The sequence below is a fragment of the endosymbiont of Bathymodiolus septemdierum str. Myojin knoll genome (genome assembly GCF_001547755.1).
Taxonomy (GTDB): Bacteria; Pseudomonadota; Gammaproteobacteria; order PS1; family Pseudothioglobaceae; genus Thiodubiliella.
The window spans coordinates 181,972-194,548 of the sequence record NZ_AP013042.1 but is presented as its reverse complement, the minus strand read 5'-3'; the positions used below and the strand labels follow the sequence as shown (position 1 = coordinate 194,548).

At 40.2% G+C, this 12,577-nt stretch carries 15 protein-coding genes and 1 pseudogene; 2 read left to right on the top strand and 14 right to left on the bottom strand.

Features of this window, described 5'->3' with window-relative positions:
- Nucleotides 1–68 precede the first annotated feature (68 nt).
- Together nth and BSEPE_RS00965 are read left to right on the top strand one after the other, a co-directional pair.
- Nucleotides 69–704, top strand: a complete 636-nt coding sequence (nth, locus tag BSEPE_RS00970; protein ID WP_066042740.1) for an endonuclease III — start codon at nucleotides 69–71, stop codon at nucleotides 702–704.
- Entirely contained in the window at nucleotides 705–1,127 is a 423-nt protein-coding gene (locus BSEPE_RS00965) for a DUF1841 family protein (RefSeq protein WP_066042736.1), read from the top strand.
- 1 nt (nucleotide 1,128) lies between these two features.
- Here BSEPE_RS00965 and hisH read toward each other — a convergent pair whose 3' ends face one another.
- From hisH to folB, 14 genes and pseudogenes are all read right to left on the bottom strand, one after another.
- Nucleotides 1,129–1,746, bottom strand: coding sequence for an imidazole glycerol phosphate synthase subunit HisH (hisH, locus tag BSEPE_RS00960; protein ID WP_066042733.1), 618 nt, complete (start codon nucleotides 1,744–1,746; stop codon nucleotides 1,129–1,131).
- A 6-nt stretch (nucleotides 1,747–1,752) separates the two neighbouring features.
- Nucleotides 1,753–2,334 carry an imidazoleglycerol-phosphate dehydratase HisB gene (hisB, locus tag BSEPE_RS00955; protein ID WP_066045976.1) on the bottom strand — a complete coding sequence of 194 codons (582 nt, stop codon included), beginning with the start codon at nucleotides 2,332–2,334 and terminating at the stop codon, nucleotides 1,753–1,755.
- Between the two features lies 1 nt (nucleotide 2,335).
- On the bottom strand, nucleotides 2,336–2,575 hold the full coding sequence (locus tag BSEPE_RS00950) for a hypothetical protein (protein ID WP_066042729.1): 240 nt from the start codon (nucleotides 2,573–2,575) through the stop codon (nucleotides 2,336–2,338).
- A 9-nt stretch (nucleotides 2,576–2,584) separates the two neighbouring features.
- Entirely contained in the window at nucleotides 2,585–3,607 is a 1,023-nt protein-coding gene (locus BSEPE_RS00945; RefSeq protein WP_066042726.1) for an aspartate-semialdehyde dehydrogenase, read from the bottom strand.
- 34 nt (nucleotides 3,608–3,641) lie between these two features.
- A pseudogene (locus BSEPE_RS08285) lies at nucleotides 3,642–4,252 on the bottom strand (Nif3-like dinuclear metal center hexameric protein).
- Entirely contained in the window at nucleotides 4,230–4,565 is a 336-nt protein-coding gene (locus BSEPE_RS07795; RefSeq protein ID WP_066042717.1) for a hypothetical protein, read from the bottom strand. The pseudogene BSEPE_RS08285 and the gene BSEPE_RS07795 overlap by 23 nt, the downstream one beginning before the upstream one ends.
- Nucleotides 4,558–4,887, bottom strand: a complete 330-nt coding sequence (locus tag BSEPE_RS07790) for a transposase (RefSeq protein WP_066042712.1) — start codon at nucleotides 4,885–4,887, stop codon at nucleotides 4,558–4,560. The genes BSEPE_RS07795 and BSEPE_RS07790 overlap by 8 nt, the downstream gene beginning before the upstream one ends.
- 119 nt (nucleotides 4,888–5,006) lie before the next feature.
- The gene (locus BSEPE_RS00925) at nucleotides 5,007–8,294 is read right to left on the bottom strand and encodes an inverse autotransporter beta domain-containing protein (RefSeq protein WP_162262072.1); all 3,288 of its coding nucleotides are present in this window, start codon (nucleotides 8,292–8,294) and stop codon (nucleotides 5,007–5,009) included.
- Nucleotides 8,295–8,579: 285 nt separating this feature from the next.
- Complete coding sequence (locus BSEPE_RS00920) at nucleotides 8,580–9,320, bottom strand: Nif3-like dinuclear metal center hexameric protein (protein WP_066042706.1); 741 nt, start codon at nucleotides 9,318–9,320, stop codon at nucleotides 8,580–8,582.
- Nucleotides 9,313–10,374, bottom strand: coding sequence for a histidinol-phosphate transaminase (gene hisC / locus BSEPE_RS00915; protein ID WP_066042703.1), 1,062 nt, complete (start codon nucleotides 10,372–10,374; stop codon nucleotides 9,313–9,315). Before hisC ends, BSEPE_RS00920 begins: the two co-directional genes overlap by 8 nt.
- The gene (thiD, locus tag BSEPE_RS00910; RefSeq protein WP_083503013.1) at nucleotides 10,371–11,129 is read right to left on the bottom strand and encodes a bifunctional hydroxymethylpyrimidine kinase/phosphomethylpyrimidine kinase; all 759 of its coding nucleotides are present in this window, start codon (nucleotides 11,127–11,129) and stop codon (nucleotides 10,371–10,373) included. Before thiD ends, hisC begins: the two co-directional genes overlap by 4 nt.
- Nucleotides 11,122–11,742 carry a thiol:disulfide interchange protein DsbA/DsbL gene (locus tag BSEPE_RS00905; RefSeq protein ID WP_066042700.1) on the bottom strand — a complete coding sequence of 207 codons (621 nt, stop codon included), beginning with the start codon at nucleotides 11,740–11,742 and terminating at the stop codon, nucleotides 11,122–11,124. The genes thiD and BSEPE_RS00905 overlap by 8 nt, the downstream gene beginning before the upstream one ends.
- Nucleotides 11,743–11,746: 4 nt before the next feature.
- Entirely contained in the window at nucleotides 11,747–12,226 is a 480-nt protein-coding gene (gene folK, locus BSEPE_RS00900; RefSeq protein ID WP_066042697.1) for a 2-amino-4-hydroxy-6-hydroxymethyldihydropteridine diphosphokinase, read from the bottom strand.
- On the bottom strand, nucleotides 12,219–12,569 hold the full coding sequence (gene folB, locus BSEPE_RS00895) for a dihydroneopterin aldolase (protein ID WP_066042693.1): 351 nt from the start codon (nucleotides 12,567–12,569) through the stop codon (nucleotides 12,219–12,221). The genes folK and folB overlap by 8 nt, the downstream gene beginning before the upstream one ends.
- Nucleotides 12,570–12,577: the final 8 nt, after the last annotated feature.

Genomic DNA, 12,577 nt, shown 5'->3' with positions numbered 1-12,577 from the left:
CATGACTTTGCTATTTATGGGTTTTCACTGTATAATATTTGCTCAATCAAAGTGATACAAAAAAAACAATGAACGCCGAAACTCGCAGTGAAATATTTGGTAGGTTACTAAAAAAGATACCTAATCCAACAACAGAATTAAACTATTCAACGCCTTTTGAATTGTTGGTCGCGGTAACTTTATCAGCACAAGCGACGGATAAAAGTGTCAACAAGGTCACGGAGAAACTTTTCCCATTGGCAAATACACCTGAAGCAATTTATGAATTGGGTGAAGATGCAGTGAGAGAAACCATCAAAACCATCGGTCTGTTTAACTCAAAAGCCAAGCATATCGTTCAAGCATGCAAAATTTTGATTGATAAATACGATTCTAAAGTACCCGAAACACGCAAAGAACTAGAAGCCCTGCCAGGCGTTGGTCGCAAAACAGCAAATGTGGTTTTAAACACAGCTTTTGGACATCCGACCATTGCTGTTGACACACACATTTATCGTGTTGCCAATCGCACAGCGATTGCCAGTGGTAAGACTGTGTTAGAAGTAGAAAAGAAATTGGTTAAATTCATCCCTGATGAATATCGTGTGCCCGCACATCACTTAATGATTTTACACGGTCGTTATACTTGTAAAGCGCGTTCGCCGTTGTGCCCTGAGTGTATTTTGCTTGACTTATGTGAGTACGAAGAAAAGAATTTAGACTAAGTGCTTTACACACAAGATAGAACGCAACAACGCCAATTCCTTGCTAATGCATGGCAAAAATTTTTAAATAAAAAACCCTTAGACCCCCTAGAAGATCAGCTCACGAAAGTGATTGAAATGCACCCTGAATATCACACATACATCAATGACATAGAGTCAGATTATTTTCCAGAACAGGGCGAAGTCAACCCTTTTTTACACATTAATTTACACCTATCTCTCAGAGAACAATTATCCATCAACCAGCCAATAGGCATTCAAGGGTATTATCAAAAAATTGTGAAAAAAGTCCAAGACCCTCACGCAGCAGAACACAAGATGATGGACTGTATCGCCGAAATGATCTTCTCTTCACAAAAAAACAAAACCCCGATGGATCATCAAGCATATATACACTGCCTGGAGAACAACTCTCTGCGTTAATTCACGCCCAATTAACAAAGTTTTCCAATAATTGTAAGCCGTCGTGCTGAGATTTTTCAGGGTGAAATTGCACGGCGAATAAGTTGTCTTTTGCCACAGCGCAAGTGAAATCAATACCATAACTGCTTGACCCTGTAATTACATCAGTATCGAGCGTCTCCACAAAATAACTGTGGACACTATAAAAGCGCGCATTATCATCAATATTGTGCCAAAGTGGATGCTCTGAGGTTTGCTTGACAGTGTTCCATCCCATATGCGGGATTTTCAGTGCACTTTTTGGAAAATGCACCACATTCCCAGGCAAGATAGATAAACCCTCAACACCCCCATTTTCTTGTGAATGGTCAAACAATAATTGCAAGCCAAGACAAATACCAAGAAATGGTTTTTCGAGTGCTGATTGCTTAATAACCTCAACCAAATTATGCGCATTCAATGCCTGCATACAAGCACCAATTGCCCCTTGTCCAGGAAACACAACGCGGTCTGCACTACGAATTAAATCAGCATTATCGGTTAAGAAAATGTTGTCGTTCGGCGCAACATGCGCCAATGCCTTTTGCACCGAACGCACATTACCCATACCATAGTCAACAATCGCAATACTTTGGGGCATTAGATTTTACAGACTACCTTTGGTTGAAGGAATAATGCCTACCTGACGATCGTCTAAAGTAACTGCCATACGCAATGCACGACCAAATGCTTTGAAAATCGTTTCAGCCTGGTGGTGGGAATTCACCCCTTTTAGATTGTCAATGTGTAGCGTAATTAACGCATGATTGACAAAACCTTGAAAAAATTCTGAGATTAAGTCTACATCAAATGTGCCAATCATCGCACGAGTGAAAGCGACATTAAGTTCCAAACCTGGACGACCAGATAAGTCTAAAACCACGCGTGACAATGCTTCATCTAGCGGCACGAAAGCGTGCCCATAACGAGTAAGTCCTGCTTTGTCACCCACCGCTTTGGTGAACGCCTGACCAAAAGTAATGCCAATATCTTCAACACTGTGATGGTCATCAATTTGCGTATCACCATCACATTTAATGGTTAAATCCATCAAACCATGGCGTGCAATTTGGTCAAGCATATGGTCTAAAAATGGCACGCCTGTATCAATATTTGCCTGACCTGTACCATACAAATTTAATGCTACTTCAATGTCAGTCTCATTGGTTTTTCTGGATACTTTTATCATATTATTTTGAAATTTCAATTATCTTTTTATTGTAATTATTAACAGCAATAATTGCCCATATAATACAAATAATATAAGGAACAAACAAGCCAAATCCGAAAGTAACAAAGCCGATAATTGCAGTAATAACTAGCATAACTAATGCACCAACAACGCTAGCATAAAATAAACCAATTGGACCAAAAAATACCGCCAAAAGGATAGCAACAATAAGGCTTTTAGTTGGTAATTTTTCTACCATAATACGCTCCTATAAATATTTTTCAATTAGAATTTCAGCGATTTGAATGCTATTTAATGCAGCACCCTTGCGGATATTATCAGAAACCACCCATAAATTCAAGCCTTTCTCGTGTGAAATATCTTCACGAATACGACTAACAAAAGTTTCATCGTGGTTCGTCGCCTCAACAAATGGTGTCGCATAACCACCATCCCCGCGCACATCCATCACCTTAACGCCGTCGGCTTTTTCTAAAATTGCAGTGGCTTCTGCTGCTGTAATTTTAGTCTTAGTTTCAATATTAATTGCCTCAGAATGCCCATACAGAACTGGCACACGCACCGCAGTTGGATTAACCAAAATGTCTTCGTCTTCAAAAATCTTCTTTGTTTCCCACACCATTTTCATTTCTTCTTTGGTGTAACCATTGTCTTGGAAAACATCAATATGCGGAATCACATTAAACGCAATTTGCTTAGGATAAACTTCAACATCGACCTCCTTACCGTTCAACAAATTAACCGCTTGATTGGTCAATTCCGAAATCGCCTCCTTGCCAGAACCCGACACCGCCTGATAAGTCGCGACATTGATTCGTTCAATACCCACCGCATCATAAATAGGTTTTAACGCTACTAACATTTGAATAGTTGAACAATTTGGATTGGCAATAATATTGCGTTTTGTATAACCCGCAATCGCGTGTGGATTCACCTCTGGCACCACTAATGGAATATCTTCATCACGACGAAAATGCGCTGTATTATCAATCACCACACAGCCTGCTTGCGCTGCAATTGGCGCATACTTTTCAGAAATATGCCCACCCGCCGAAAACAAACCGATCTGCGCCTGTGAAAAATCAAAAGTTGCCAAATCTTGCACCATCCAAGTCTTACCCTGGCACATTATCTTCTTACCCGCAGAATTGCTACTGGCCAACGGATATAAATTATTAATCGGAAAGTTTCGTTGCTCTAAAATAGAAAGAATCGTCTCGCCCACAGCCCCTGTTGCGCCAACAACACATACATCAAATTTTTTGCTCATTATATAAAAATGTAAAGATTATAAAAATGAGATATTATACTTGATTGTCAATGTCAATAAATTGATGCTTAATACCAAATTTATCGCTTAAATGTTGACAAAGGGCTTGCACACCGTATCGTTCAGTGGCATGGTGTCCGGCGGCAATAAAAGCAATGTTATTTTCTTTAGCGATGGCGGGATTTTGTTCGGAGATTTCGCCAGTGATGAAACAGTCGGCGTTAATATCGATGGCGTGATCCATATAATTTTGTGCACCACCACTACACCAAGCAATCGTTTTTAAAGGCTTGCCTTCATTGCCGAATATTAGTAGCTTGCGACTTAACGCCTGTTCAATCGTTTTTGAAAGTGCGCCCAGTGTTGCGTCAATTCCCCCCTCCAGACTAAAGTATCGCCAATGGGCGTTGGATTTTTGATACCAAAGCGTTCGGCAAGTTGGAAATTATTACCGACTTCGGTGTGGGCATCAAGGGGCAAATGGTAGCCAAATAAATTGATGTTGTTATCCAATAAGGCTTTGATGCGATTTTTTTTGATACCGGTGATGCGTTGGTCTTCGCCCTTCCAGAAAAAACCATGATGGACAAAAAGTGCGTCAGTTTTTGGATTAAAGGGGACGCTACCCTTTTTTAGATCTACCAACGCCTTTAAAACTCAAATCTCTACCTACAATTTTTCCAAGTTTTTTTACAAAACCAGTACTTCCGCAAGGTAAGCCCTTTCTAGTATTGCATTTTAAAATATCATTATTTTGAAAAGACATACTTTTTAAATAATTGTCATACTCATCTTGCCTAACGCCAATATCATACTCAACCAACAAACTATTTTTACTCAACCCAAGATGAAATCTTGCGCTTGAATAAAAATAATCTTGCACATTTTCTACCATATTTGCTTTTACAGGGTTATTCTCAACATAAGCAAATGCGTAATAAGTGTATTTTTCATCCAAAGCACAAGAAAAAAAACCTGCCTTGCCATAAAATACCACTCGTATTTTGTTGTTTATTGATATATTGGCTATAGCGCATATGCAATAGTTTTAAGACTTTTTGTAGCCCATCTGCTGTGGCTGGTTGTAAAATTAAATGAATATGGTTTGTCATTAGACAATATGCTAATACTTTCACTTGGTGCTTTGTAGTGTATTCTTGTAATAATTCTAGGTAATAATCTTTATCTTTATCACAAAAAAACACATCAGTTTTGCGATTACCTCGCTGAGTTACATGGTGTGGAATATTGGCAAATACACTTCTGGCTTGTCTTGGCATTTGGATATTTTAGCATAAAAAGGGTAGCGTCCCTTTATATTTAAGAGCACCCAGCCACCCTGCGGAATGTCTGTGTCAAGGGTCAAAGTGTGCAAATAAATCAAAGTATCACGCTGCGCTTAATCCTTAATACAACGAACACTAAAGCCGAGGGCACGATCATCGCTGGCGAAGTCCGCACCGCCACCACCGATGTACAAACTGCGAGCAGCCGACGACCCATAAGCAGAGCGACTCCACAAGAGGGCGTAAGTGCCAACACCGTTAAGCGTGCCATTCGACCGAGCGCGGAAGCCAGCAAGTGGGATTTTCAAGAAGCTAGAGAAGGCTGTGGCGCTGTTGATAATATCCGTGGTGGTGGCACCGGTAGTATCAGCGGCTAGTTCAGCATCAGTTGGCACACTAAAGCCTGCTGGACAAATGTCATTACTGCCACCATCTGCCCAAGCGGCAGTGCGCGATGCACCTGATGAATCTACATTTACCCAATCACTAGCACTAGTAATAAATAGCGTTGTGCTTGCATTGGTGATATCAGAAGTCAGTGTGCTTGATGTGCTAGTCTTTGTTCTGTCTTCATGTCCATCAGCCTTTCTGCCCCATTGGTATAAATCACCATAACTAGCGCTATCTGTGCTTGAAGTGGCTACTTGTGTTGCTCCTAGGTTTCTATCTAGCCATAGTTTATCTGTATCTGGAGAGCGCACTGTTTTATAGCCGTCTATACTTTGTGCAATCACTTCAAAGTTCAGTGTCGTAGCATTAGTAATACCTGTATAGGCATTGGCTGAAACATCTGTTAGTGCACCGCTGGCAATGGTGATATGGTAGACACCATTAAACACTAAATCAGCCGTTGGGTTAATGGTAACCACATTTTGTGTGGCACCTGTGCCTATCGTAACTTTTGCACTATTAAAAGCAAAGGTTTCAATGATTGTGTCGGTGCCTGAAATCAATCTACGGAGTACGATATCACCACTGCTGCCTTTTATCATAGGTTTACTAAAGGTTAGTACGATATTGCTAGCGACAGCAACAGCAGATGCATTGTCAGCTGGGGTAGAGCTGCTTAGAGTTGGTGGAGTATTCACCGCAGCATTCACCGCAGTAATCATTGCTTGTACTTCAGCTTGCGTGGCAGGCGAGGCAAAACTGCCTGGGTTGGCATCAATGTAAGTTTGATAAGCGCTCAAGTTGGCATTCACAAAATCAGTGAGTGCTGGCAAGATACTGCCAAACTCAGCAATGGTGGTGTCAGAGGTGCTAGCAGTATTAGCATCAGTACCAATATCGGCTAGCACACTGTCAGAGGCAGCAGCAGTTACCGCAGCATTCACCGCAGTAATCATTGCTTGTACTTCAGCTTGCGTGGCAGGCGAGGCAAAACTGCCTGGGTTGGCATCAATGTAAGTTTGATAAGCGCTCAAGTTGGCATTCACAAAATCAGTGAGTGCTGGCAAGATACTGCCAAACTCAGCAATGGTGGTGTCAGAGGTGCTAGAAGTATTAGCATCAGTACCAATATCGGCTAGCACACTGTCAGAGGCAAGAATGGCTAGGTTGTCTTTGACGGCTGTGGCTGCAGTGCCTGGATTACCTGAAGCGCCATTACAAGCAATACCGTCTGTATCAGAAGCTGTGTTTCCAGCCATACAAGTGTTTATCGCAGTTGTCAAATCTTGATTTGGCATATTTAAAATACCGTCAGTATTTAGGTCTGCGACCAAAGTAGCGATGGTAACTGATGGGGTAGACTCTTGCATTTGTGAGATGCCTGCTAATACCAAACCAAATTTGCCAGCGTCGTCGTTGCCTGCTGCTTCGTTATTAAGATCAGTTGGAATGGTGCCAGTAAAGTCAACCCCTTTAATACCAAAGGCAGTAGCAACATCAGTGTTTTTGTCGGCAATATTACCTGCAATGCCACCTGCTGCGTCTGCTAATTGATAAGCAATCTCAGACAGTGGTGAAGCTATTATCGTTAAAGGGCCTGTGCCTGAGTATTTTTTTACCACGCGTAAGGTTGGTGCAGGGTCAACAGTTTGTCCTGTTGCCTCATCGGTGTAGGTACCGCCAGTACAACTCATAGTCACTAAGCCTGCTGGAATACTAAGACTTGGCAGGGTAACAGAGCCATCGGATCCTGTGGTTGCGACTGTTGATACGCTTGCACTGTCAGTGATGGTACAAGTTGCGCCGACAGTAAAGGCATTGTATTCACCTAGGATAATAGTGCCACCATTTGTGACTTTTTCAATACGGATTTTGTTGCTTCGTTCTACCCAGGCAAATTCACCCAATTGCATTTTGTTTGTGTTTTTAAAGGCTTTATCGGCTATTTTAAAGTTGGTGAACTTACTGTCTTTAAAAGGTATTGCCATGCTTAGGCGGGCGTAGCTGTTACTATCAGCGCTGTTGGACTTCTCAGTGCCGAACTCAAAGCGAGCGGCGTCAGAGAGTTGCACTTCAACACCAAGAATGGTGCCTTTAATATCTACGCTGTTGGCGTTGGTGGTTTTGTCCCAAACATAGCGGGTGCCTTTGATTTTAGCCCAAGGCAGGTAAGGGATTTGTCCTTCTAGTTTCACATCATAACCATCAAGTACTTCTTCAGTAAAACTACCAATGACTTTTTTGTCTGAGAGTGATTGGTATTTGTTAAAGTTGGCTTTAAAATTGGTTCTTTGGTATTCTAAGCCGATGCTGGCGCGTTTGTGTGCAGATTGGGTTTCATAGTCGGTGAAGAGGTTGATGCCGGCAATCGATTGCCCTGCTTCTAGTAATTTGCGATAGCCGATACCTAGGTTTAAGGTTTCACGGCGTTCGCTGTGATTTTGACCTGAGGTTAGTTGTCCTTGGAAGAAGATTAAATCTTGGCTGTCTTCGTTAAGTTCAGAGAGGGGTTGAATGGTTCTAATGTTGTAATTGAGTGCTTCTGAGTTAAATCCACCTAATTGGATTTCAGTGCGACCAGCGCCAAATTGATTGGCATATTCGTTGGCTTTGTTGTTGATATAGCCTTCGGTACCACTAACGGCTTGGTTAATGGCTTGGTTTTTAAGGTTGTTTTTAAGTGTGCTGCCAAATTGGTTGGCATTGTCTGAATTAGTAGCGCCTAGAGTGTTACGCACTGTGCTACCGACTTGCTTGAGTATTAGCAGCCCTTGGTTGTCTTTTTTGTAATAAGTTTGAGGGTTGTTCCAGTTGTATTCTTGGTTAAGGTTTAAGTAGGCTTCTTTATCAAAGCTTTGAGGCTTGTCAACAGCGGTAACATTCAGTGATAAGGTTAGTGCGCTGAAGAGGAGGAGTTGTTTGAGTTTGTTGAGTACATTAGAAATGTGCCCCCCCGCGATATTTGCTATTGATGAGTGGGTTTGGGTTGAGTTTGTTAATAATGTATTCATAATATAAATTAATAATGGACTAAGATAAAACATGCATTATACACAGAAAATAATCGTTTTTTTTTTTGCTTTTTCTCTACTTATCTGTTTAGCCCTACAATCTCATGGTTTGGATTTTCTCTAAAAGATTGCTTGTTATTTATGTTTCCCATAAGTTAGTCTCCTATAGCCGGGGTAATGACACACCATAAGATTGTGGGATTAAACAAATAGCCAGTTATTTGACGAGTTTTTGAGTGGAAAAGGTGATGTTTTATGTGTTTCATAATACATCACCAAAAAACCTCAAACAGTATTATCAATATCAATAAACTGATGTTTGAGATTGAATTTTTCGCTTAAATGCTGACAAAGGGCTTGCACACCGTAGCGTTCAGTGGCGTGGTGTCCAGCAGCGATGAAAGCAATATTATTCTCTTTAGCAATGGCGGGGTTTTGTTCGGAGACTTCGCCAGTGATGAAACAGTCGGCGTTAATATCGATGGCGTGATCCATATAATTTTGTGCACCACCACTACACCAAGCAATCGTTTTTAAAGGTTTGTCTTCATTGCCAAATATTAGTGGCTTGCGACTTAACGCCTGTTCAATAGTTTTCGAAAGTGCGCCCAGTGTTGTATCAACTTCCCCCTTCCAAACCAAGGTATCGCCAATGGGTGTGGGATTTTTGATACCAAAGCGTTCGGCAAGTTGGAAATTATTACCGACTTCGGTGTGGGCATCAAGGGGCAAATGGTAGCCAAATAAATTGATGTTGTTATCCAATAAGGCTTTGATGCGATTTTTTTTGATACCAGTGATGCGTTGGTCTTCGCCCTTCCAGAAAAAACCATGATGGACAAAAAGTGCGTCAGTTTTTTCGTCGATGGCACGGTCGATTAAATCTTGGTTGGCACTAACACCTGAAATAATGGTTTGAATGTCAGACCTACCTTCAACCTGTAAGCCGTTTGGGCTATAATCTTTAAAAGCATCAACATTTAAATAAGCATGACAATACTCAGATAGGGTCTTGTTGTTAACCATAAAATTCCTCCACAATACGCATAAATTGTTGGTTTTGCTCACTACTGCCAACGGTAACACGCAAACAATCGTTAAGTTTTTTGGCGTTAGCTAGATTTTTAATTAGCACGCCATTTTGTTTGAGGTTTTCGAATAATTCATTGGCTTTTGGGGCTTTAAATAGGATGAAATTTGCTTGCGATGGGTAGACTTTTAAGGCAGAAATCTCGGTGAGTGTGGAAGATAACTTGGTGCGCTCTTCTAATATGGTTTTTGCATTGGCATCAATGTCTTCTCGCTCACTCAATAAAAAATTAGCACTCACTTGAGTTAGTATATTAATATTGTAAGGTAGGCGTAATTTGTCTAATTGCTCGACGGTATCTTTTGCACCTATTAACAAGCCCAAACGCAAACCGGCAAAACCGATTTTTGACACAGTTCTCAGTAAAACTAGGTTTGGATATTTTGCAATATCGGCTAAAAAACTGTCGTCAGCATAGGCATAATATGCCTCATCTAGCACCACCATTGCATTGGTTGAAGTAATGATTTTTTCAATCGTTACTCTGTCAAAAGAATTACCAGTTGGATTATTTGGATAGGCGATGAAAATCAGTTTTGGTTGTTGGGTTTCGATTGCCGATAGCATTGCGGGCAAATCAATCTCAAAATCCTCAGTCAAATCCACACCCTGATAGTTTAAGCGGGTAAATTTTGAAATCATATCGTACATCACAAAACTCGGCTCAACACTCAAAACCGTGTCTCCTGTCTCACAGGCCAAGGCTAATAATTGGATTAACTCATCAGAGCCATTACCTAATAGCACGCCGAATTCTTCTGGAATTGCCATTAATTCTCGTAAAGTCTGCTGCAATTCTAGGGCATTTGGATTGGGATAGCGATTTAAATCTGCATCTGCTAAATAGGCTAAATATTGACCGATTAAATCATCTGCCAACGGGAATGGGGATTCCATTGCGTCCAATTTAACCATATCTTTCGATGGGGGGACATGGTATGCGTTAATGTCTTTAATGTCTACGCGGAGCCAATTGTCAATAAAACTCATAATGATTTTTGTCTATTAGGATGTTTCTGCATTTTACCAATATTCTTTGCCGTTAACAAAGTTTGATAGGTGTAGTCCAAGGCTTTCTGGCAAGCGCTTATTACCGACAAATCTTGAGCAATCAAAGCAGCAATGGCACTGGATAGAGTGCAACCTGAACCGTGATAATCACCTAATAATTTTTTATAGGCGTAACGCTTCTTCAATTTACCATACTGGTATAAGCGGTGTTCAATCTCACTGTCTGACACATCCGTTGTGGTTACTAATATCCATTCACATGGCAGAGATGCCACTTTTTCCTGTTCGCTATTACCCGCCGATAACGCAGATAATTCTGCTGAATTGGGCGTGAGAATATACACCAAAGGTAATAAATATTCTTTTAAAATGACTATCGCTTGTTCTTTTAACAAGGTATCTTCAGTGCTAGATTTGACAATCGGATCCAAGACGATTTTCAATGCTTTGTCTTTTAATAGTTTAGCGATTTCATAAATTTGCGACACAGAAGAAAGCAGTCCAATCTTAACTATTTGAATATCTATATCTATTTGAAGATGATAGAATTGCTTAGCAATGAACACCGTATCAACAGCTTGAATGTCTGTAACCGACTGCGTATTTTGCACTGTCAGCGTGGTTATTATTGGTAATGCAGTTAACCCAAACTGATGAATGGTTTCAATATCAGCACTGATACCTGCACCACCACAAGGATCAAGCCCTGATAAAACTAAAACAGATTCATTCAACCTTGGTTTCAATTTTAATAAGATGGTCAATAACTTTCATCATTCGTACGCGAGACCCTGCATGGGTAGAATCAACCAAATATTTACCATTAACAACCAAGGTTGGTACGCCACTGATTTTATATTTAGCGGTATTAATTTTAGATTTATTGACTTTGACGCTCACGCTGAAAGAGTCAAAAGCATTTTCGACTTTATGCTTATCAACCCCAAAACTTGCCACCCAATCAACAAAACTTTGTTTGGATCTAAATTTTTTGTTTTGCTCGTGAATGGCGTTAAAAAGAGGCTCATGAAGTTTATCAAGTAAATTTAATTCTTTTAATACAAAGTAGAATTTAGCGCCATTTAACCAACGCTTAGAAAACATCGCAGGCTGGCGTAAAAACTCTGCATTTTCAGGTATGTTCTTTACCCAAGCGTTAAGTGTAGGCTCTAAATTATAACAATGTGAACAATAATACCAAAACAACTCTCGCACCTCTACCTTGTCTCCTGTTACAGTTTTAACAGGTTTTTCTAGCACCACATAATCAATACCTTCATCAAAATCAGATTCAGCAAATGATAGCGTTGAGAATATTAACAATAAAGCCAGTGAAAAATTTTTCATAAGATTACTCCATTAAAGTTTCAATATTATACGATTTTAACATTGCCATTGTTGCATTTAATTGCCCATAAGTTTTATTTTCAATTGGATGTATGCTTTTTGCATTAAGTTGTGCCAATGGTGCAAGTACGAAGTTGTATCTTAAAATATCCTCTCTTGGCAAGTTGTGTACTTTATCAATCACATTATCATACAATACCAAATCCAAATCCACACCCCTATCAGAAAATTTTGGTTGTGACCTATCACGCCCCTGTTTATCTTCAATCGTATGCAGCACGCTGATAACATCTACGATGCTCAAATCCGTGGTTGCATTCACGCCCACATTATAAAAATCATTACCCTTAAAGCCCGCTGATGCACTTTCAAACACATCTGAACATTCAATATCAAAAAAGTTCATTCGCAAAGCCTCTACCGCTTGCAGAATATTATGCTCACGATTTTCATTTGAACCAATATTAATATGAATCTTATGCATGGCGTTCAATAATCACGCCGACACCCTTTGCGCCCGTCACTGCCTTACCTTTATTTAAAGTTAATTTTACTTTTTCCACGCCAAATTCATCAATAATAATTCGTGTAATTTTTTCCGCCAAGGTTTCTACCAGTTGGAATTCGCTGTTTTTCACAAAATCAATCAATCTCTTGGAAACCGCTTTGTAATCAAGCGTTTGGTCAATATGGTCGGTCTCACTCGCCGCCTTAATATCTGCTGACATTTCAATATCTAGTACAATATCTTGACGAATTTTACGCTCCCAATCATAAATACCAATCACACAATCAATCTTCAAACCTTGTATAAATACAATATCCATAGTAACAT

What these genes read in the sequence shown, in the direction of transcription:
- nth (WP_066042740.1), top strand. Translation starts at nt 69, where the DNA reads ATGAACGCCGAAACTCGCAGTGAAATATTTGGTAGGTTACTAAAAAAG.
- hisH (WP_066042733.1), bottom strand. Translation starts at nt 1,746, where the DNA reads ATGCCCCAAAGTATTGCGATTGTTGACTATGGTATGGGTAATGTGCGT.
- hisB (WP_066045976.1), bottom strand. Translation starts at nt 2,334, where the DNA reads ATGATAAAAGTATCCAGAAAAACCAATGAGACTGACATTGAAGTAGCA.
- BSEPE_RS00950 (WP_066042729.1), bottom strand. Translation starts at nt 2,575, where the DNA reads ATGGTAGAAAAATTACCAACTAAAAGCCTTATTGTTGCTATCCTTTTG.
- BSEPE_RS00945 (WP_066042726.1), bottom strand. Translation starts at nt 3,607, where the DNA reads ATGAGCAAAAAATTTGATGTATGTGTTGTTGGCGCAACAGGGGCTGTG.
- BSEPE_RS07790 (WP_066042712.1), bottom strand. Translation starts at nt 4,887, where the DNA reads ATGCCAAGACAAGCCAGAAGTGTATTTGCCAATATTCCACACCATGTA.
- BSEPE_RS00925 (WP_162262072.1), bottom strand. Translation starts at nt 8,294, where the DNA reads ATGAATACATTATTAACAAACTCAACCCAAACCCACTCATCAATAGCA.
- BSEPE_RS00920 (WP_066042706.1), bottom strand. Translation starts at nt 9,320, where the DNA reads ATGGTTAACAACAAGACCCTATCTGAGTATTGTCATGCTTATTTAAAT.
- hisC (WP_066042703.1), bottom strand. Translation starts at nt 10,374, where the DNA reads ATGAGTTTTATTGACAATTGGCTCCGCGTAGACATTAAAGACATTAAC.
- BSEPE_RS00905 (WP_066042700.1), bottom strand. Translation starts at nt 11,742, where the DNA reads ATGAAAAATTTTTCACTGGCTTTATTGTTAATATTCTCAACGCTATCA.
- folK (WP_066042697.1), bottom strand. Translation starts at nt 12,226, where the DNA reads ATGCATAAGATTCATATTAATATTGGTTCAAATGAAAATCGTGAGCAT.
- folB (WP_066042693.1), bottom strand. Translation starts at nt 12,569, where the DNA reads ATGGATATTGTATTTATACAAGGTTTGAAGATTGATTGTGTGATTGGT.